The following is a 19,058-nucleotide window of genomic DNA, read 5'->3' on the forward strand; positions in this document are numbered from 1 at the left end:
AGCTTTTGAACGAAAGAACGATTGAACTGACAGACATCGCTCCTAAAGATTTTTGGGGCGCACAGGATTCACATCTTGAAACCATTAAAAAATATTATCCCAAGCTTAAAATAGTTGCCCGCGGCACCACGCTTAAGGCATTTGGCGAAAAAGAGCTGTTAGATGAATTTGAAAAGCGTTTTAAGCGCCTTATGCAACACTTTTCGCGATACAATAATATAGATGACAATGTTATAGAGCGCGTTATACATAGTGATAGCCAGGTAGAGCAAATGGATCCCAGCGATAAAATACTAGTGCACGGCATAGGGGGCAAGCTTATTAAGGCAATGACCCCTAACCAGCAAAAACTGGTAGACTATATGGGTAAGAACGATATGGTATTTGCCATAGGCCCTGCAGGTACCGGTAAAACCTACACGGGTGTTGCTCTTGCGGTAAAAGCGCTTAAAGAAAAACAGGTAAAACGTATTATTCTTACCCGTCCTGCGGTAGAAGCCGGCGAGAATCTGGGCTTTTTACCCGGCGATATGAAAGAAAAGCTGGACCCATACATGCAGCCTTTGTATGATGCTTTGCGCGATATGCTGCCGCCACAAACGCTGGAGGATTACTTGCTTAAAGGAATCATTCAGATTGCGCCGCTGGCATTTATGCGCGGGCGTACGCTTGATAATGCTTTTGTAATTTTAGATGAGGCGCAAAATACCACCCACTCGCAAATGAAGATGTTCCTTACCCGTATGGGCAAAAACGCTAAGTTTATGATAACCGGCGACCCCGGCCAGGTAGATTTACCGCGCCGCACCATTAGCGGACTTAAAGAGGCTATCCTGATTCTTAAAGATGTAGATGGGGTAGGTATTATTTATCTTGATGATAAAGATATTGTGCGCCACCGCCTTGTTAAGAAAATTATTGAGGCTTATAAGAGTATTGAAAATCATGATTAAAAGAGGTTCTTAGTTTCTTAGGGTATTAGAATCTAAGAATCTAAGGCTACATATACCCCGGGCAATGCTCGGGGTTTGTTTTGACTGATTATACCAATAAAGCGCGGCGGTATGTGGAAATCTTAATTATAAACCATCATCATTGTAATGCGATTCTTAATCATCAAACCTTCTTTAAAGAAATAGTTATTTAAATTAATTACTTTCTTATTTTTGCATCCTCAAACTACAAACAAAAACAATGGGACAGAATAACACCATTACTACTACAGATTTTAATTTTCCCGGACAAAAATCGGTTTACCGCGGTAAAGTAAGGGAGGTATATAATATTAACGATGCGCTGCTTGTTATGGTTGCAACCGACAGGCTTAGCGCTTTTGATGTGGTGTTGCCAAAAGGTATACCTTACAAAGGCCAGATACTTAACCAGATAGCTACTAAGTTTATGCGCCTTACAGAGGATATCGTTCCTAATTGGCTGTTAGATACTCCTGATGCAAGTGTTGCTGTAGGCCATGTGTGTGTGCCGTTTAAAGTAGAGATGGTTATTCGCGGTTACCTTAGCGGCCACGCTGCCCGTGAGTATGCCGAAGGCAAAAGGGTACTTTGCGGCGTTGAGATGGCTGAAGGCCTTAAAGAGAATGACAAATTCCCGTCGCCTATTATTACGCCAACAACTAAGGCAGATAATGGCGAGCACGATATGGATATTTCGCGCGAAGCGATATTGACTAACGGTATCGTATCTGAAGAAGATTATATAGTGCTGGAAAAATATACACGTGCGCTGTTTCAGCGTGGTACTGAAATTGCTGCATCGCGCGGACTGATATTAGTTGATACCAAATATGAATTCGGTAAAACTAAAGACGGCAAAATTGTATTGATCGATGAGATCCATACGCCCGATTCATCACGTTATTTTTATGCCGATGGTTACCAACAGCGCCAAAACAATGGCGAGGCACAAAAGCAATTGTCTAAAGAGTTTGTAAGGCAGTGGCTTATTGCTAATGGTTTTCAGGGTAAAGAAGGCCAGCAAATACCGGAAATGACCGATGAATATGTAGAGTCGGTTTCAGAAAGATATATTGAGTTGTATGAGAATATCCTGGGCGAGAAGTTTGCCAAAGCAGATATTACCAACATTCATGAACGTATTGAAAAAAATATACTGGATTATTTAAAAAAATAATTCAGACCTAAAATTCTTTGTAAAACCGCCCCAACAGGGCGGTTTTGTTGTTTTTGTAGTTATGCATAGTAAGAATGTAAATGTTAAAATTTAGTTAAACTAAATATTTACAGTAACGTTTTCAAGGTAGTGAGCGTCTATTACTATATAACCGGCTAATCATCGGGAATAGATAATCAAAAAAAATAAATCAACAATCATCATCAAAATTCAATTATCATGAAAAAAACGATCATTTATTTAAGCCTTGCCCTTGTGGTATTTAGTAATGTAGCAATTGCAAACGCAACTGAAGTTGTAAAACCTGCTTATGCAAAAGAATTTAGGAATGCAACCCCACTTGCAACAGCGATTGCAAAAGGTGACGTTGAAACCGTTAAAAAGTTTATAGAATACGGTGCCGATGTTAATGAGAAATCTAACGGTATGACACCGCTTATGATAGCGGCCCGTTACAATCAGGTAGAAGTTATTAAATTACTACTGGATAAAGGAGCAAATTTAAAGCTTACCGATGATAAAGGCCTTAGTGCACTTAAGTACGCCGAATTATCTAACGCTACACAGGCGGCAGATACTTTGAGACTTGCTAAAGCTTAATTAGGTAATGTTTTAAATAAAAAAGCACCAATTGGTGCTTTTTTTATTTTCTAAACTTGCTTATTATCCATATAATAATTACTACTACAACTATTACAAGTATGATACCTACGCTCATACCTGCCTGAAAAATATCGCCTATGGCCTCACAGCTTGTAAGCAACGATAACAGCATGGCGAAAACTCCTAATTTTATTACCCTGGTTTGCATAATATTTTGTTTTTAAGGTTATTGTTACTTAAAGGTAAAGCAACAGTTGCAGTATTTTCTTAAAAATAAATTAATTGTATAAATATTAAGTATTTACAAAAGCTTGCAAACCCGTTATTAATTGTACAGGTTTGCTTTTTATAAATCCCAATTTTTACCTACTTTTACAAACCAAACACAATACCGCATTATGAGCCATAAAATATTGCTTACATCCCGCGAAGTCAATATCATCCTTCATCGTTTGGCATGCCAGTTAATAGAAAAACACCTTGATTTTTCCGATACCGTACTTATTGGCATTCAGCCGCGAGGCAGTTTTGTTGCCAAACGCATTAAGCAAATACTTGAAAAAGAATATAATGTGCCCGAAATTAAGCTTGGCTTTTTAGACATTGCCTTTTTTAGGGACGATTTTAGGCGCACCGATATTGCTGCCAATATTACCCAGATAGACTTTATTGTAGAAAATAAAAAAGTAGTGTTTATAGACGATGTTTTATATACAGGCCGAAGCATTCGCGCGGGGCTTACCGCCATACAGTCGTTTGGGCGCCCTGCCGAAATTGAGCTGCTGGTACTTATAGACCGCCGCTTTAGCCGCCACCTGCCCATACAGCCCGATTACCGTGGCCGACAGGTAGATGCCATTAATGGCGAAAAGGTAAAGGTATCCTGGGTAGAGAATGATGGCGAAGACACTGTGTATTTAATTTAAGGCAAACTGCAACAACAACCAGAAATGAAAGAATTAAGCGTTAATCATTTATTAGGCATAAAATATATCAACAAAAATGATATTGACCTTATTTTTGAAACGGCCGACCAGTTTAAGGAAGTAATAAACCGACCAATAAAAAAAGTCCCTTCGCTTAGGGATATTACAATAGCCAACATTTTTTTTGAGAACAGTACCCGTACCCGTTTGTCGTTTGAGCTGGCGCAAAAAAGGCTTAGCGCTGATGTAATAAGCTTTTCGGCAGCACAGTCGTCGGTTAAAAAAGGGGAGACCTTAATAGATACCGTAAATAATATCCTGTCTATGAAGGTAGATATGGTGGTAATGAGGCATGAACGCCCCGGAGCGGCACACTTTTTATCTAAAAATGTAAAAGCCAGTATTGTAAATGCCGGCGATGGAGCGCACGAGCACCCTACACAGGGCCTGCTCGACTCGTTTACCATCCGCGAAAAGCTGGGTGAAGTAGGCGGCAAAAAAGTAGTTATTGTGGGCGATATATTGCACTCACGTGTGGCGCTTTCTAACATTTTTGCTTTGCAGATGCAGGGTGCAGAAGTTAGGGTATGCGGACCTAAAACACTTATACCGCGTTATATAGATTCGCTTGGTGTAAAAGTTGAGCCTAACCTTCGTAAAGCCTTAGAGTGGGCCGATGTAGCAAACATGCTAAGGGTACAAAACGAAAGGCTGGATGTTAATTACTTCCCCTCAACGCGCGAATATGCACAGCAATACGGCCTTGATAAACAATTGTTAGACTCGCTCGATAAAGAAATAGTTATAATGCACCCGGGGCCTATAAACCGTGGCGTAGAGATAACCAGCGATGTAGCCGATTCACAGCAATCAGTTATCCTTAACCAGGTAGAGAATGGTGTCGCCATACGTATGGCGGTTATCTATCTGCTGGCAAGCAAAATAAAACAGTAGTTTAATTATTAATTGCAAGTGTTGCAGCATCTTAAATATTTGCAAAAACCAACTCTTGTTTAGTATGTAACTTTGTAACTTAGCTGCTCTAAGCATCTAAGTCACTTAGTATCTAAGAACCTAAGTAAATGAAAGTAGAAGAAAAAGGACATACCGTTACCATCAAGGATACTCACGGCAATAGCGCTGATTTCCTTCAAAAGGTAACTACCGAATATAATACGTTTAAAAACAAGAACCTGGTACTGGATTTAAGTCACGATGGTGCCCTTACTTTAAACGGCCTTTTAGGGTTTTTACAACTCTCTAACAAGCACCGCAAAAACAAAAAGTCGTTTGTACTTGTTGTAAGCGATTTCGATTTTAATGAGGTGCCGGATGAAATGGTCGTAGTGCCAACGGTTTTAGAAGCCCATGATATTATTGAGATGGAAGAGATTGAAAGAGACCTTGGGTTTTAATGGATTGATTTAGTTACTGATATTCAGGAACTAATTATGCAAGGCAAGGGTAATTAAAACACTTTCCTTAAAAATTAAACGAATGATTTTAACCATATTAGGCTGTTACGCTGCCACCCCCAGGACCATGACCAACCCAACGTCTCAGGTGCTGGAAATTAAGAACCGAATGTTTTTAATAGATTGTGGTGAGGGTACTCAGGTACAGTTAAGAAAGCATAAAGTAAAGTTTAGCCGTATTAACCACGTGTTTATATCGCACTTGCACGGTGATCATTTTTATGGCCTTATAGGGTTTATATCTACCTTTGCACTGCTTGGAAGAAAGGCCGACCTGCACATATATGGACCCAAAGGTATTAAAGAAATAATTGTATTACAGTTAAGGCTTTCCAACTCCTGGACTACCTATAATTTGTTTTTCCATGAACTGGATTCTAGTGAATCACAGGTGGTTTTTGAAGATGATAAGGTAATTGTTACCACTATTCCGTTAAGGCATAGGGTATATACTAATGGTTACCATTTTCAGGAAAAGAGCGGCGACCGTAAGCTAAATATAGAGGCTGTAGAAAATTATGAGATTAATACGGCGTACTATCAAAAAATAAAAAGCGGCGGCGATATCACCTTAGATGATGGAAGGGTAATACCAAACGAAGAGTTGACTTTCGATCCGCTTCCGGCTAAAAGCTACGCCTTTTGCAGCGATACGGTGTATTCTGAAAGTATATTGCCTATAATCAAAGATGTAGATGTGCTGTACCACGAAAGTACTTTCCTGGAAAGTGAAGCCCATTATTGTGAGCAAACCATGCATTGCACTGCAAAACAGGCCGCGATAATCGCCCAAAAGGCAAATGTAGGAACGTTAGTGTTGGGGCATTACTCTACACGTTACGGCTCTATAGAACCCTTTAAAGAAGAAGCACTTACAGTTTTTAATAATGTAGAACTTGCAGATGATGGTAAGGTATTTGAATTTTGATTTTTCGATATTTGGATTAGCAGATTATTAGACTTTGCGAAAAGATCCAACCATCTATAAATTCCATAATCTAATAATCTAAAAAAATGAGCGACTTAAGCAATTACCGAAAATCATACGAAAAAAGCGAACTTACCGGGCAAAACCTTCCGGAAGACCCTATCACATTTTTTAAAAAATGGTTTATTGAGGTTGAGGAATTTGGCGGTAAAGGCGAAGTTAACGCCATGACCGTTTCTACCTTAGGTTTAGATGGTTATCCTAACTCCCGCATAGTCTTGCTTAAGCAATACAACCACGAAGGCTTTATATTTTTCACCAATTACAATTCTAATAAAGGCAGGGCAATAGCTGCCAATCCTAAAGTTTGCCTGTCGTTCTTTTGGCAGGAAATGGAAAGGCAGGTTATCATTAAAGGCATTGCCGAAAAAACCTCTGAAAATACGTCCGACGGGTATTTTGAGAGCCGCCCACACGGCAGCCAGTTGGGCGCTGTGGTGTCTCCTCAAAGCCAGGTGGTGCCTTCGCGCGAATATTTAGAAGAAAATTTAAAGGTGTTGGAGCAGAAGTATGAGGGAAGGGAAATTCCGCGTCCGCAAAACTGGGGTGGTTACCTTGTAAAGCCCGTAAGTGTTGAGTTTTGGCAGGGCAGGCCTAACCGTTTGCATGATCGTATTCGCTATAATCTTGAGGAAGATTATTCCTGGAAAATTGAAAGGCTGGCACCGTAAGCCAAATTTTAATACCAAATTAACAAAATTTAGGCAAAGCTGCGTTGTAATTTTTTAGATATTTAAGTTATTGATATTTAAATAGAAACACAACACACAACGCAGATGAAAAACCTGATTTTAATTCGCCATGCCAAATCGAGCTGGGATGCGCCCCTCATAGATAAAGATAGACCGCTTTCTAAACGCGGTATTAATGATGCACACCTTATGGCCGAAGGGGTGGAAGAGTACCTCCCAAAATCGTATATTGTGTGGAGCAGTACAGCGCAAAGAGCTAAAAACACGGCTTATATTTTTGCAGAGAATCTTTCGATACCTGTTGAGACCATAACTTTTAAGGACGATCTTTACACATTTGACGAAAAAGCGCTTGAAAATGTAATAAAAAGCTGCGATAACCAATTTGATAACCTAATTCTTTTTGGTCATAACGGTGCTATTACTAATTTTGTTAATATCTTTGGGAACCGCGCTGTAGAGAATGTACCTACCGCCGGCTTTGTGTCTTTATCTTTTGATGAAAAAGACTGGAAAGACATTACCAAAGGAACGACAGAAACATTACTATTTCCAAGCGATTTAAAAAAATATGATCCACCACTCACCGGTAAACCGGTACATTGACAGGGAAAAAAGCTGGCTGGCCTTTAATGCCAGGGTGTTACAGGAAGCAGCAGACGAAAATGTGCCGTTATTAGACAGACTTCGATTTTTAGGGATATTTTCTAATAATTTTGACGAATTTTTCAGGGTTAGATATGCGGCTATCAGGCGTTTAAGCCTTGAGGGTATTACCAGCGAGGAACTTCCTAAAAGTGAATCGGCCCACAAATTACTTAACGAAATTACAGAGATTGTCATAGAACAACAGTCAGAAAGCCTTCGTACCCTTAGCGTTATAGAAAATGAGCTTGAAAAAGAGAACATTTTCATGGTAAATGAGTCGCAATTAACTAAGGAACAGGAGCTTTTTATTAAAGACTATTTTATACAGCGCGTAAGTCCGGAACTTGTCACGATTATCCTTAACGATCTTGAGGAGTTCCCAATAATGAGGGATACCGCGGGCTATCTTGCCGTTAAACTTGTTATTAAAGCAAAACACGTAAATATAGAGGGCAATACCTGTGAGCAGGAAGTGCGCTACGCGTTGATTGAAATGCCGCGTACCGTAAACCGTTTCGTGATACTTCCATCTGTTAACGAAAAGCAGTATGTTATTATGCTTGATGATGTTATACGCTTTAACCTGCATAACATCTTTAATATCTTTAAGTACGAGAGCATCTCTGCCCATATGATAAAGATTACCCGCGACGCCCAGCTGGATATAGACAGCGACCAGAGCAAAAGTCTTATGGAAAAGATTTGGACAGGTGTGAAAGACAGGAGGATAGGGGAGCCGGTACGTTTTGTTTACGATCAGGCAATTGGCCAGGATACGCTTGACTATTTTATAAAAAATCTTGAGATCGATTCGTCTGACAGTATTATTCCCGGAGGGCGTTACCACAACCGCAGGGATTACATGGATTTCCCAACGCTTGGCAGGCAAGATCTTTTATATCAAAGAAATAGCCCGCTTCCGGTAAACGGATTAAGCCTTGAGGGGAGCATTCTTCAAAAAATTAAGAAGAAAGATTACCTGTTATACACTCCGTATCAGTCGTTTGCCTACATTATTAAGTTTATGCGTGAGGCAGCGCTGGACCCTAAGGTGGTATCTATAAAAATAACGCTTTATAGGCTTGCAAAGAACTCACAGATAGTAAGTTCGCTAATAAATGCGGCTAAAAACGGCAAGAAAGTTACGGTACAGATAGAACTGCAGGCACGCTTTGATGAAGCCAGTAATATTACCTATGCTGAACTAATGCAAACTGAGGGAATCAACCTGATATTCGGAGTAAAAGGCCTTAAAGTGCATAGTAAAGTGTGTTCGGTTGAGCGTATGGAAGACGGCAATATCAAACGTTATGGCTTTATATCTACAGGAAACTTCAACGAAAGTACCGCTAAAATTTATACCGATGTAACAGTGTTTACCGCTCATGCACAGATACTTAAGGAAGTAAATAAAATATTCGAATTTTTCGACGTTAATTACAGGATACATCGTTACAAACATTTACTGGTGTCGCCGCATTATACCCGTTCTAAATTTTATAAGCTGATAGACAGGGAGATACTTAGCGCCATTGCCGGTAAAGAAGCATATATTAAGCTAAAAATGAACAGCCTTACCGATTTTAAAATGATCGATAAACTGTATGAAGCAAGCCGTGAAGGTGTTAAGATTCAGCTTGTTATACGCGGTATGTGCTGCCTTATACCCGGAGTACCGGGTATGAGCGAAAATATTGAAGCTATTAGTATAGTAGACAATTACTTAGAGCATTCGCGCATCTATATTTTTGGCAACAGCGGCAACCCTGATATCTATATTTCATCGGCTGATTTCATGACGCGTAACCTGGATTCGAGGGTAGAAGTTACCTGCCCAATTTACGATGAAGACATTAAAAAGGAACTTCTGGATACGTTTGATATAGGCTGGAAAGGCAATGTTAAGGCGCGCTATCATTCAGAATCGCTTGAAAATAAGTACCGTAAGCAGCCCAATGCCAAGCCATTCAGGGCGCAAATTGAGACCTACAATTATTATAGGAACAAACTGGAAGTTATTTACGAACAATTATAAAATACAGGTTCTTAGGTATTTAGCGCCTTAGGTTCTTAGACCTCAGAAGCTCAGTATCTTAGTGCCTCAGTCCCTCTCAGGAATGATTAACATAAAAAAATACGCTGCTATAGATATCGGGTCAAACGCCATGAGGCTACTGATTTGCAACATAGTAGAGCAGGAAAGCAAGGAGCCGCAGTTCAATAAAAGCTCGCTGGTGCGTGTGCCTATACGCTTGGGCCAGGATGCCTTTACCGTGGGCGAAATTACCGATGACAACATAAACCGTATGGTAGATGCCATGAAGGCTTATAAGTTGCTTATGAAAGTACATGGTGTTGAGCGCTATATGGCGTGTGCAACATCGGCGATGCGGGAAGCTTATAACGCTGCTGAAGTAGTGGAAATCATTGAACGTGAGGCTGATATAAAAATAGAAATCATAGATGGTAAGAAGGAAGCAGCTATTATTGCGGCTACCGATCTGCATGAATTCATCAAGCCGGACCAGACCTATTTGTTTGTAGATGTAGGTGGTGGAAGTACCGAATTTTCGCTGTTTGCCAATGGTAAGATAGTGGCTTCCAAGTCGTTCAAAAATGGTACGGTGCGATTGCTTAACAATATGGTTAATGACGTGGTATGGCAGGAAATCGAAAAATGGATTAAAGCCGTTACCGAAGAATATGATACCGTAACCCTCATAGGATCAGGTGGTAACATTAATAAACTGTTTAAAATGTCGGGTAAAAAACAGGATAAACCATTGTCTTATTTTTACGTAAATGCTCAGTATCAGTTCCTTAACAATACAAGTTACGAACAACGCATATCCGATCTCGGCCTAAACCCCGATCGCGCCGACGTAATTATCTATGCTGCACGTATTTACCTCAATGCCATGAAGTGGAGTGGTGCCAGGAACATCTATGTTCCTAAGATTGGTCTGTCCGACGGTATTGTTAAAGCCATGTATTACGATAAGATATAGAGAAATTCTATGGCATTAAAAAGGGCTTAATATTTTACTTTTGGTATATTTTTTACGCATTTTTGGTGTTTTTTATTTTACTGAAAATCATCATGTTAATTTTGATATTTCACTTTTGGATTTTGTTTTCGCGCAAAAATAGCATTTTTTTTAACTTTTTACGCTTAGGCTAATCTTATCATGATTTTCGATAGATTAAATTTATAATTAGTAAATCTCACGATTCAAATGTTAACGATGGATTCAAAAATAAAATTGGTAAAAGGCGACATTACAAAAATTGAAGTTGATGCAATTGTAAACGCGGCCAACTCATCATTACTCGGCGGCGGTGGAGTGGATGGTGCCATTCATCGTGCGGGTGGAGAAGCAATTTTAAATGACTGCATCGCTATCAGAAACCGACAAGGCGGCTGCAAGACCGGCGAGGCTGTAATTACAACCGCAGGTAAGCTCCCGGCAAAATATGTTATACATACAGTTGGCCCGGTGTACAGTGGTGACAAAGCCGAAAAAGAGCAACTGCTTGCCAAGGCTTACAGCAACAGTTTACAGCTTGCAGTAGAGAACAACATCAAAACTATTGCCTTCCCAAACATAAGCACGGGCATTTACCATTTTCCTAAGCCTAAAGCGGCCGAGATTGCTGTAGCTACGGTTAGGGATTTTCTCGACAATGATGAAGGCATAACAGAGGTAATCTTTGTATGCTTTGATGATGAGAATTATAGCCTTTATGATGATTTGCTAAAAGCTACATAATATAAAACGTTTCTTTAGTAACCGGTTCCGGTAGCTCTTCTTCGTCAAGCAGTTGCCTAACATTTATCTCAATAGTTCTGGCAATGGCAGTTACCGATGTATCGCTTGGACGATTACGGAAGGGATCCTGCAAATAGTAGGCGGTTTTTTCTAACAGGAAAAATACTAACGATATCAGCATAAGCAGCGGAATCTCATACGCCAACATTATCCCTTTAAGCCCAATAGAAAGTATAACCACAAAAAGGTAAATAGTAAAGTGTAGAAACAGCCTGTAAGTGGTAGGAAAAACCGTGTTGTTTATACGTTCTGCCATTCCCATCCAGTCAGAAAATTTTACACAGGTATTATTAAGCTGCACGTGAGTAAAGTCGCTTAACTGCCCTTTATCTTTTAACTCACTTATTTGGTGCACATTAAGCTGTAATATACCTAATGGCTTATTTTTATGTTTGTTCAGTACAGTAATGTCTTCGGGCGATAAGAATGCATCACATCCGTCTAACGCAGGCAAGCCTCGCAACGACTGACCTAACGAGTAGCACCATGCTATTTGGCGGTATGCCATTGTTTTTACCTGATCTTTATTTAAACCGGCGTTTAAAAATGCCTGTAACTGTAGTACGAATGATCGGGAGTCGTTCACTATAGCGCCCCAAACTTTACGGGCTTCCCACCAGCGGTCATAACTCTGACTCATTTTAAACGAGAGCAGTACCGATATTGCCGTACCTAAAAAAGTAGCAATGGTAAGGGGCATATCGGGCAGGTAATAGTAAAAATTTTCGGTTAAAAAATGTATGGCAAAGCCCAGTATTAATACAATAAGCATTTCATATTTTACCAACCCAAATATATAGGAAAGCGGAAGCCTTTTTTCTACTAACATAAAGTGTATTTAAATCTTTGATTTAAAATTACTGCTAAATTCTTACAATGTCAAGTAGTAACGGACAAGGTGCGGTAAATTTATAATAATTTTCACACAATATCCTTTTCGCTAATCAGCCATAAAGGGTAGCAGGATTTTAAAGCAGCTTAATCCGTACATACTGGTGTGCTGCATCGGGTTTGTCTTTATCTTCAACCGCTATTGCAATGCAATAAAAATATCCGTCTTTGCCCCAAAATGGGGCACTGGCAGTATCCGTAGCGGGCATCCAGTATTTAAATTCAGTACTTATTAGGGTGGTAAATTCTTTTTTGCCGACTTTAATTAATGAAAAGCTCACCGTGTTTTCATAAGGCTCATGGTAAACATCCAGCAGCATCTTTTTGTTGGGCGCCAAATACGGAATACTCCCATTAAACGACGTTTGCCTGCCGCTGTTCATATCGACATAAATATAGTCGTACTCCTCATAATATGTTGCCTTAACAATGTACTGATTTAAAGCAGGCAGGTAGCTGTCATAATAGTGCTCTTTAAAATCTTCTCCATCACTATCAATATCTGTAAAGGTAACAACAGTATCGCGGCATTTTAGTGTAGTTACGCCATTTGTCTTTTTAAAACGCTGGTTGTCATATACTATAGGGCTTATCGCGGTTTGCATTTTAGCATAGTAGGTAGCTTCATCCACCAGTTCGGCTTTAAGGTACTTTGTTAGTGCAATACCATTAGTATCTTGTAGCAAATTAATGTTTTCTTTTAAATCAGTGCTGAGCCGCGACACAATATTTAGGTCGGCATTAGTAAGCGTGCCGGTTTTATCCTGGCTGTAAGCAAAGATGTTAGCTAAAAGAATACCTATGAGCAAACTACATTTCATGCATCAAATGTAATTAAAATGTTGAACAAATAAGGAGCAGTAAAGGTGCGCGTATTTTTATAAACGCCCGTCCCGCTATTCGCTGTAGCCCCGCAAAAAAAAGCGGGGGCTGCCGCTGCTATCGGGGCTATGAGGGTAAGTAAGTCTTGTTTCAGGAAGGACATGTATCAATCCTCCTGCCACTCCACCCAGTTCTTTTCAAAGTACACAACAGCCTTGGTTTGGTTGTCATTTAACAAAGCCGCCTTAATAAAATTATCCTGCGTAGCAAGGCATTTTATGGTAAGCCCATCCATATGTGTGGTATCATAATAAGCGCCAAACGGGCAATTGTACGGGTTATTCTCTACATCACTGGTGAAGATAGAAAGTAGTATCATTTTGCGCGACTTTGCATCTGGCTTTTCATATCCCACTATTTTATGGTCTAACCGCATAACCGCATTTAGGTAAATAATGCTATCGGACTTAAAAATAGTAGCCTTGTTTATTTCCTGGGCATTTAGGGTAAACGATGCTATGAAAATAAGAAGTGTAAGAATGTTTTTCATGCTGATATTAATTAATGTATTACACGTAAAATACCCTATATAGTCTTCGCGAGGAGGCACGACGAAGCGATTTCATAATTTAAGTCATATTTGATAGCACTCCCGAGTGAGATTACTTCGTCAGTTCGGGCAAGCCCTCGGGTGCCGCGCTCCATTGCATTTCTCTCGCAATGACAAAGGTGAAAAGGAACCCGAAAAATGTGTGTAAACCTGTTCAATCCGCGACTGCTTGCATCTGTTTTATCAGCGTTCCATTCAAGATCCTTCGGCTCCGTTGCAATTTGGTATAACAATTTTATTATAGATAGTTTATGTGACGCTTGCATTCCCCTCCTTTGGAGGGGTGGCTGAAAGCCGGGGTGGTTACTTTTGTTTCATAATAAACCACCCCACCCTACGGGCACCCCTCCAAAGGAGGGGAATGCCAGGATTGCTATTATACCTTATAAAGATCAGTAAAAATCCGCGATATCCTGCATCCGTTTTATCAGCGTTCCATTCAAGACCCTTCGGCTCCGTTGGTCTCCGCTCAGGATGACACGCGCAGGTATTATGCCTTATAAAATCCGTTCAATCCGCGATAGCCCGCATCCGTGTCATCCGCGTTCCATCTCAAACCCGCAATGGGAATTATATATCCAAATCAAACATCTTCCTCAACACCTCAACCGCAGGGTTAATGGCCTTAAGCTTTTCGTATTTTTCTTCGGGGGTAAACGCATATTTGGTGGATACCACCTCGTTAACATGGGTTTCTATAACAATATCGTGATTGTGTAGCTTACCGCGCAGGTAACCCAACAGTTCGTGCTTATTGTTGTCAAAATCTACTTTAGAGCCTTCGTTGGGCAATTCCAGCCTGATGGTAAAGCCATCTTTATGCAGGTGCGGATCATTAATTTGCATATACGTAGCCATGATCTTTTGGCCCGTATCGCTAAGGCGCTGCGCAAATTTGTTCCATTGCAGGCGCATATCCGTTTCGTTAAAAGCATTGCGGGGCAGTGCATCAGGGTCGTTTAAGTGCGCCCTGCTGTTTTGCTCCATTTCTTTTTTCTTGCGGATGCTCGCTAATGAAAATGCCGAAACCCTAACCTCGCCATCCTTATCTTCTACACGCACCACGGCCGGCTGAACCACTTCGGGCGTATCAACCTCCAGCTCTTTTACAGGCAACGGACTAAGGCCTGCGGGCTTTTCAGCTATAGGTGCGCTAATGGGCGTGGCAACAGTTTGTGGCGCAGGTTCGCTAACCGTAGCCGTTTGCTGCGGTGCTGAAAGCACGCCATCTTTAAAATAATGAGGGGGGATTATAAACCCGTCAACTTTTTTTTTTCTCCATCAAAAGTGATGGAGGCAAGCTGCATAAGGCAAAGCTCTACAAGCAGGCGCTGGTTTTGGCTTACCTTATATTTTAGGTCGCATTCGTTAGCGATATCAATACCTCTAAGTAAAAACTCCTGGCTGGCTTTTTGCGCCTGGATGCCGTATAGCTGCTGGGCAACTTCGCCGGCTTCCAGCAATATTAGTGTCGCCGGGTTTTGGCACACCAATAGATCTCTAAAGTGCGAGGCAAGACCTGCAACAAAGTGGTGGCCATCAAACCCTTTGGCAAGGATATCATTATACGCAAGTAATAAGTCCGGAATCCTGTTCTCAAGGATAAGGTCGGTTACTTTTACATAATACTCATAATCGAGTACGTTAAGATTCTCTGTAACCGCCTGGCGGGTAAGGTTAGTACCGCAATAGCTTACTACCCTGTCAAAAATTGACAGTGCGTCGCGCATGGCACCATCGGCCTTTTGGGCAATAATGTGCAGTGCATCATCTTCAAATGTAATGCCCTGGCTGCGTGCCACCTCGGCAAGGTGCTCTTTAGCATCTTTAACCGTTATCCGCTTAAAATCAAATATCTGGCAACGCGATAATATGGTAGGTATAATTTTGTGCTTCTCTGTAGTAGCAAGGATAAAGATGGCGTGGCGCGGCGGCTCTTCCAGCGTTTTAAGGAACGCGTTAAAAGCTGCCTGCGAGAGCATGTGCACCTCATCTATAATATATACCTTGTACTTGCCGGTTTGCGGCGGTATGCGCACCTGGTCTATTAGGCTGCGTATATCGTCTACCGAGTTATTACTGGCAGCATCCAGCTCAAACACGTTAAAGGCAAAATCTTCATACGGGTCATCATAACCTTCCTGGTTTATTTTACGTGCCAGTATACGTGCGCAGGTAGTTTTACCCACACCACGCGGACCCGTAAACAGCAGTGCCTGTGCCAGATGGTTGCTTTCTATAGCGTTTAATAGCGTATTGGTAATAGCCTGCTGCCCCACAACATCTTTAAATGTTTGCGGGCGGTATTTACGGGCTGATACTATAAACTGTTCCATAGGCTGTATGCGCAAAGATAGTCAGATTATTGGATTGTTGCACGCTTGGTTTACCGGATTTTTAGATTTTTAGAGGATTAGAAAGTTACCACGCATTTAAATTACTCTGTATAATGATTTTACTTTTTTACGATAGTAATCCTGATGCTCAAACAGTCTAAAAATCCAACCGCGTAATCATTTAACCATCCGTTTTCTTCCCCAGCTTTTTTACAATAAGCGGTAGTGTAAGCCCTTGGCCGATAAGTGTAAACAGCACCACAGCTACCGAAATGAATATAATTTCGTTACGGAGCGGAAAGGGCGTGCCGTCTTCCAGCGTTTTGGGCAAACCTATGGCAATGGCAAGCGACACGATACCGCGCATACCACTCCAACTAATTATAAGGCTGTTGCGGAAATCCAAGAGCGCTTCTTCGGAAATTTTTCTGCGTTTCATGGAAAAGGCTTTTTGAAGATTCATTTTCTGCATAAAAACCCTTAGCATGCGTATAAGCAGCGTTACAACGGTTATAAGCAATGCGTAAATTAGGTACGGACCAACATTTTCCGTCGGGATATTTTTTAATACATACGGAAACTGCAATCCTATAAGTATAAAGATGAGTCCGTTAAGCATAAAAATAATAATATCCCAAATGTTTTTAGACTGGTTTTTAAGGTGTTCCGGGAAAACCTTATTGCTTACAAATGCTATTGATAGCCCTAAAGTTACCACTGCAATAACGCCGGATACGTGAAATTCCTCAGCAACCAAATAGGTAACAAATGGCAGTAAAAGTAAAAAGCTAATGATAACAATAGTATTGTTCTTTATAAACTGTAGTAAAAATGATACGCGTGCAATTATAAAACCCACAACAAAGCCTCCGCCCAATAGCAATACAAACTCTAAAGCAGCGCGCCATAACACAAAGGCAGTACCGGTAACGGCAGCCACGGCAAAGCGGTAGGCTACCAGCGCCGATGCATCATTTATAAGGCTTTCGCCTTCTAATATGGTATTGGTTTTATGCGATAGCCCCAGGCCTTTTGTAATGCTCATGGCAGCAACAGCATCGGTAGCCGATAGTATGGCACCCAAAACAAACGCCAGCGGCCAGGTCATGCCCGGCACAAGGTAATAGGCCACGGCAGCAATACCTACGGTGGTTAAAAACACCAGCGATATGGCCAGTGTACCAATGGTATTTATATGGGTTTTAAAATCTTTAAGCGGAATATTAAACGCCGCATCATAAAGTAAGGGCGGCAGAAAAATAAGGAAGATGATTTCCGGATTTATCTCTATTTTTGGTACCGATGGCGCAAAGCCGATACCTATACCTGCAATGATTAGCAAAATAGGGTAGGGTAGCTTAATTTTATCGGCCAGTGCCGAAAGCCCTATCATTATGGCAAGTATAAAGAGAACAACGGTATAGTTTTCCATCTTTAATTTAAAGATTTAAAAATTGAAGATTCAAAAATTTAGTAATGTAAGTGTAAAAATACAAAACCTAACGTTTTTCGGTTACTAAATTCCAGCCCTCAATCTTTAAATCTTCAATCTATAATTAAAATGGCTTTAGCCTATTACTTCCGCTATATCCTCGGTAGATAATAATTCCAACAACGTCTTTTCCTGCGGATTCAGTTCGCCGGCGTTATCTTTCTCGGTAACGGAATACTTCCACAGCGAACCTTTTTCGTAAGCCGCAATAACCGTAGGGTGTACGTAGTATTTTTTGCAAACGGTGCGGGTATTGCCCAGCTTTTCGGCCACATGGTCCAGTACCGATACCACTTTGCGCTTAAAGTCGGTTACGTTTTCAAACTCGCCAATTTCCTGAAAGGCACACAACGCATTAAGGCTGCCCGCCCAGGCGCGGAAATCTTTTGCAGTAAAATCTTCACCCGTAATTTCTTTAAGGTAGCTGTTTATATCGCCCGACCCTATAGTGTGGTGCCCTCCGTTATCATCGTAGTATTGAAATAACTCCTGACCCGGTATGTCCTGGCATTTTTTAACCAGGTTGGCCATACGGCGGCTTTGCAGCTTTATTTTGTGCTTAACGCCTTTCTTGCCTACAAAGTCGAACAATACTGTTGCGCCGTCAAACTTAACGTGCTTATCGCGTAGGGTAGTAAGCCCAAACGAGCCATACAGTTTTTTATAAGCATCGTTGCCAATACGAATGTTGGTTAACTCTATAAGTTTAACCACAAGTGCAACCACCTTTTCATATGGGAGGCCTTTGCGGTTAAGGTCTGTCTCTACCTGTTCCCTAATGTGGGGCAGCGCCAGTGCAAACCTGCGCAGCCTGAAGAATTTACTTTGGTTGCGTATCTTGTTCCAATCGGGGTGATAGCGGTATTGCTTGCGGCCCTTAACATCGGTACCGGTAACCTGTAGGTGCCCATTTTCAAAAGGCGATACCCATACGTTTTCCCACGCGGGGGGTATAACCAGTTTTTTTATACGCTCCAGCACGGCTTTATCCTTAACGGTTTTACCGGTCTCGTCTATAAAAGTAAAGCCGTTGGCCCTACGTTTCCTGTAATAGCCTTTATCGGCTTTTAAAGAATAGCGCAGGCCAACGGCTTTGGCTGTAACTTTAGGATCGCTCCCTATTTTTTCGAGTTTTTTTTGCAGCCTGTTCATGGGTTATTCCTGAGACCTTCCCTGTATGCTCATGGTATCAAGCAGCTTTGCCGCGCTGTTTTCTTCAAACGCGCCAGATCCTGCTACAAACACCCCTTTTTGCCCGTCTTTGCTCTGTATGCCATAAACGGTAGCCTCATCGCCGGGATCGCTTTCGCCCTCGTAGCGGTAAATTTCCATGATCTCAAAATCTTTGTAATTTGCTTTAATGCGGTCTTCCTGTAGGTTATAATCAATAGTATAACCCTTTTCTGTCAGTTCCTGCAAGGCTTTAGAAACCGTTGCATAATGATACATTTGTCTGTCCATGATGTTTTGTGTTATGTTAGTTTGTTTTACTATCTTAAAATTAGAAATTAAAGATTTTGAACGCAGCCAACGAAATGTTAAACATTCGTATAGTCCAAAGCCATCAAGTCGTAAAGTCGAAAGTCAAAAGTCT

At 41.0% G+C, this 19,058-nt stretch carries 21 protein-coding genes; 12 read left to right on the forward strand and 9 right to left on the reverse strand.

Going from position 1 to position 19,058, the window contains the following annotated elements; translation table 11 throughout:
• Nucleotides 1-5 precede the first annotated feature (5 nt).
• The 3 genes from FMM05_RS10695 (at nt 6) to FMM05_RS10705 (ending at nt 2,751) form a co-directional block, all read left to right on the forward strand.
• The gene (locus FMM05_RS10695; protein ID WP_143373371.1) at nt 6-953 is read left to right on the forward strand and encodes a PhoH family protein; all 948 of its coding nucleotides are present in this window, start codon (nt 6-8) and stop codon (nt 951-953) included.
• Between the two features lie 241 nt (nt 954-1,194).
• Nucleotides 1,195-2,151, forward strand: coding sequence for a phosphoribosylaminoimidazolesuccinocarboxamide synthase (locus FMM05_RS10700; RefSeq protein ID WP_143373372.1), 957 nt, complete (start codon nt 1,195-1,197; stop codon nt 2,149-2,151).
• 219 nt (nt 2,152-2,370) lie between these two features.
• Entirely contained in the window at nt 2,371-2,751 is a 381-nt protein-coding gene (locus FMM05_RS10705; RefSeq protein WP_143373373.1) for an ankyrin repeat domain-containing protein, read from the forward strand.
• 43 nt (nt 2,752-2,794) lie between these two features.
• On the opposite strand, the gene FMM05_RS20980 is transcribed toward FMM05_RS10705, so the two are convergent.
• The gene (locus FMM05_RS20980; protein WP_185965560.1) at nt 2,795-2,962 is read right to left on the reverse strand and encodes a hypothetical protein; all 168 of its coding nucleotides are present in this window, start codon (nt 2,960-2,962) and stop codon (nt 2,795-2,797) included.
• A 190-nt stretch (nt 2,963-3,152) separates the two neighbouring features.
• Between FMM05_RS20980 and pyrR the strand changes: the two genes are divergently transcribed.
• The 9 genes from pyrR to FMM05_RS10750 all read left to right on the forward strand — a co-directional run bounded on the left by pyrR (nt 3,153) and on the right by FMM05_RS10750 (nt 11,253).
• Nucleotides 3,153-3,680 (forward strand): bifunctional pyr operon transcriptional regulator/uracil phosphoribosyltransferase PyrR, encoded by a 528-nt coding sequence (pyrR, locus tag FMM05_RS10710; RefSeq protein ID WP_143373374.1) that lies wholly within the window; start codon nt 3,153-3,155, stop codon nt 3,678-3,680.
• Nucleotides 3,681-3,704: 24 nt separating this feature from the next.
• Entirely contained in the window at nt 3,705-4,634 is a 930-nt protein-coding gene (locus tag FMM05_RS10715) for an aspartate carbamoyltransferase catalytic subunit (protein ID WP_143373375.1), read from the forward strand.
• Nucleotides 4,635-4,762: 128 nt separating this feature from the next.
• A complete protein-coding gene (locus FMM05_RS10720; RefSeq protein WP_143373376.1) occupies nt 4,763-5,095 on the forward strand; it encodes a ribonuclease Z in 333 nt (110 codons plus the stop codon).
• Between the two features lie 82 nt (nt 5,096-5,177).
• Nucleotides 5,178-6,083, forward strand: coding sequence for a ribonuclease Z (locus FMM05_RS10725; protein ID WP_143373377.1), 906 nt, complete (start codon nt 5,178-5,180; stop codon nt 6,081-6,083).
• 86 nt (nt 6,084-6,169) lie between these two features.
• Complete coding sequence (gene pdxH / locus FMM05_RS10730; protein ID WP_143373378.1) at nt 6,170-6,814, forward strand: pyridoxamine 5'-phosphate oxidase; 645 nt, start codon at nt 6,170-6,172, stop codon at nt 6,812-6,814.
• 105 nt (nt 6,815-6,919) lie between these two features.
• Nucleotides 6,920-7,441 carry a SixA phosphatase family protein gene (locus FMM05_RS10735; RefSeq protein ID WP_143373379.1) on the forward strand — a complete coding sequence of 174 codons (522 nt, stop codon included), beginning with the start codon at nt 6,920-6,922 and terminating at the stop codon, nt 7,439-7,441.
• Nucleotides 7,407-9,518 carry a polyphosphate kinase 1 gene (ppk1, locus tag FMM05_RS10740; RefSeq protein WP_143373380.1) on the forward strand — a complete coding sequence of 704 codons (2,112 nt, stop codon included), beginning with the start codon at nt 7,407-7,409 and terminating at the stop codon, nt 9,516-9,518. Before FMM05_RS10735 ends, ppk1 begins: the two co-directional genes overlap by 35 nt.
• Before the next feature lie 82 nt (nt 9,519-9,600).
• Nucleotides 9,601-10,491: a Ppx/GppA phosphatase family protein gene (locus tag FMM05_RS10745; RefSeq protein WP_143373381.1), complete on the forward strand. Its 891-nt coding sequence runs from the start codon at nt 9,601-9,603 to the stop codon at nt 10,489-10,491.
• Nucleotides 10,492-10,728: 237 nt separating this feature from the next.
• Nucleotides 10,729-11,253 (forward strand): O-acetyl-ADP-ribose deacetylase, encoded by a 525-nt coding sequence (locus tag FMM05_RS10750; protein ID WP_143373382.1) that lies wholly within the window; start codon nt 10,729-10,731, stop codon nt 11,251-11,253.
• Here FMM05_RS10750 and FMM05_RS10755 read toward each other — a convergent pair.
• The 8 genes from FMM05_RS10755 to FMM05_RS10790 form a co-directional block, all read right to left on the reverse strand.
• Nucleotides 11,246-12,142, reverse strand: a complete 897-nt coding sequence (locus FMM05_RS10755) for a bestrophin family protein (protein ID WP_143373383.1) — start codon at nt 12,140-12,142, stop codon at nt 11,246-11,248. The genes FMM05_RS10750 and FMM05_RS10755 overlap by 8 nt on opposite strands.
• A gap of 139 nt (nt 12,143-12,281) precedes the next feature.
• Nucleotides 12,282-13,025: a hypothetical protein gene (locus FMM05_RS10760; protein ID WP_143373384.1), complete on the reverse strand. Its 744-nt coding sequence runs from the start codon at nt 13,023-13,025 to the stop codon at nt 12,282-12,284.
• Between the two features lie 167 nt (nt 13,026-13,192).
• Nucleotides 13,193-13,576, reverse strand: coding sequence for a hypothetical protein (locus tag FMM05_RS10765; RefSeq protein ID WP_143373385.1), 384 nt, complete (start codon nt 13,574-13,576; stop codon nt 13,193-13,195).
• Between the two features lie 630 nt (nt 13,577-14,206).
• Nucleotides 14,207-14,860: a DNA polymerase III subunit gamma/tau gene (locus tag FMM05_RS21170; RefSeq protein WP_235894397.1), complete on the reverse strand. Its 654-nt coding sequence runs from the start codon at nt 14,858-14,860 to the stop codon at nt 14,207-14,209.
• A gap of 26 nt (nt 14,861-14,886) precedes the next feature.
• Nucleotides 14,887-15,972 (reverse strand): DNA polymerase III subunit gamma/tau, encoded by a 1,086-nt coding sequence (dnaX, locus tag FMM05_RS10775; protein ID WP_143373386.1) that lies wholly within the window; start codon nt 15,970-15,972, stop codon nt 14,887-14,889.
• Between the two features lie 181 nt (nt 15,973-16,153).
• A complete protein-coding gene (locus FMM05_RS10780) occupies nt 16,154-17,404 on the reverse strand; it encodes a Na+/H+ antiporter (protein WP_143373387.1) in 1,251 nt (416 codons plus the stop codon).
• Between the two features lie 135 nt (nt 17,405-17,539).
• On the reverse strand, nt 17,540-18,616 hold the full coding sequence (locus FMM05_RS10785) for a DNA topoisomerase IB (RefSeq protein WP_143373388.1): 1,077 nt from the start codon (nt 18,614-18,616) through the stop codon (nt 17,540-17,542).
• A gap of 3 nt (nt 18,617-18,619) precedes the next feature.
• Nucleotides 18,620-18,925 carry a hypothetical protein gene (locus FMM05_RS10790; protein ID WP_143373389.1) on the reverse strand — a complete coding sequence of 102 codons (306 nt, stop codon included), beginning with the start codon at nt 18,923-18,925 and terminating at the stop codon, nt 18,620-18,622.
• Nucleotides 18,926-19,058: the final 133 nt, after the last annotated feature.

Source organism: Flavobacterium zepuense (assembly GCF_007097145.1).
In the GTDB taxonomy this organism is placed as follows: domain Bacteria; phylum Bacteroidota; class Bacteroidia; order Flavobacteriales; family Flavobacteriaceae; genus Flavobacterium; species Flavobacterium zepuense.

Bases quoted from the DNA above. Each gene is read 5' to 3' on its own strand.
- FMM05_RS10700 (WP_143373372.1), top strand. From the start codon at position 1,195: ATGGGACAGAATAACACCATTACTACTACAGATTTTAATTTTCCCGGA.
- FMM05_RS10705 (WP_143373373.1), top strand. From the start codon at position 2,371: ATGAAAAAAACGATCATTTATTTAAGCCTTGCCCTTGTGGTATTTAGT.
- FMM05_RS20980 (WP_185965560.1), bottom strand. From the start codon at position 2,962: ATGCAAACCAGGGTAATAAAATTAGGAGTTTTCGCCATGCTGTTATCG.
- pyrR (WP_143373374.1), top strand. From the start codon at position 3,153: ATGAGCCATAAAATATTGCTTACATCCCGCGAAGTCAATATCATCCTT.
- FMM05_RS10715 (WP_143373375.1), top strand. From the start codon at position 3,705: ATGAAAGAATTAAGCGTTAATCATTTATTAGGCATAAAATATATCAAC.
- FMM05_RS10720 (WP_143373376.1), top strand. From the start codon at position 4,763: ATGAAAGTAGAAGAAAAAGGACATACCGTTACCATCAAGGATACTCAC.
- FMM05_RS10725 (WP_143373377.1), top strand. From the start codon at position 5,178: ATGATTTTAACCATATTAGGCTGTTACGCTGCCACCCCCAGGACCATG.
- pdxH (WP_143373378.1), top strand. From the start codon at position 6,170: ATGAGCGACTTAAGCAATTACCGAAAATCATACGAAAAAAGCGAACTT.
- FMM05_RS10735 (WP_143373379.1), top strand. From the start codon at position 6,920: ATGAAAAACCTGATTTTAATTCGCCATGCCAAATCGAGCTGGGATGCG.
- ppk1 (WP_143373380.1), top strand. From the start codon at position 7,407: ATGATCCACCACTCACCGGTAAACCGGTACATTGACAGGGAAAAAAGC.
- FMM05_RS10745 (WP_143373381.1), top strand. From the start codon at position 9,601: ATGATTAACATAAAAAAATACGCTGCTATAGATATCGGGTCAAACGCC.
- FMM05_RS10750 (WP_143373382.1), top strand. From the start codon at position 10,729: ATGGATTCAAAAATAAAATTGGTAAAAGGCGACATTACAAAAATTGAA.
- FMM05_RS10755 (WP_143373383.1), bottom strand. From the start codon at position 12,142: ATGTTAGTAGAAAAAAGGCTTCCGCTTTCCTATATATTTGGGTTGGTA.
- FMM05_RS10760 (WP_143373384.1), bottom strand. From the start codon at position 13,025: ATGAAATGTAGTTTGCTCATAGGTATTCTTTTAGCTAACATCTTTGCT.
- FMM05_RS10765 (WP_143373385.1), bottom strand. From the start codon at position 13,576: ATGAAAAACATTCTTACACTTCTTATTTTCATAGCATCGTTTACCCTA.
- dnaX (WP_143373386.1), bottom strand. From the start codon at position 15,972: ATGGAACAGTTTATAGTATCAGCCCGTAAATACCGCCCGCAAACATTT.
- FMM05_RS10780 (WP_143373387.1), bottom strand. From the start codon at position 17,404: ATGGAAAACTATACCGTTGTTCTCTTTATACTTGCCATAATGATAGGG.
- FMM05_RS10785 (WP_143373388.1), bottom strand. From the start codon at position 18,616: ATGAACAGGCTGCAAAAAAAACTCGAAAAAATAGGGAGCGATCCTAAA.
- FMM05_RS10790 (WP_143373389.1), bottom strand. From the start codon at position 18,925: ATGGACAGACAAATGTATCATTATGCAACGGTTTCTAAAGCCTTGCAG.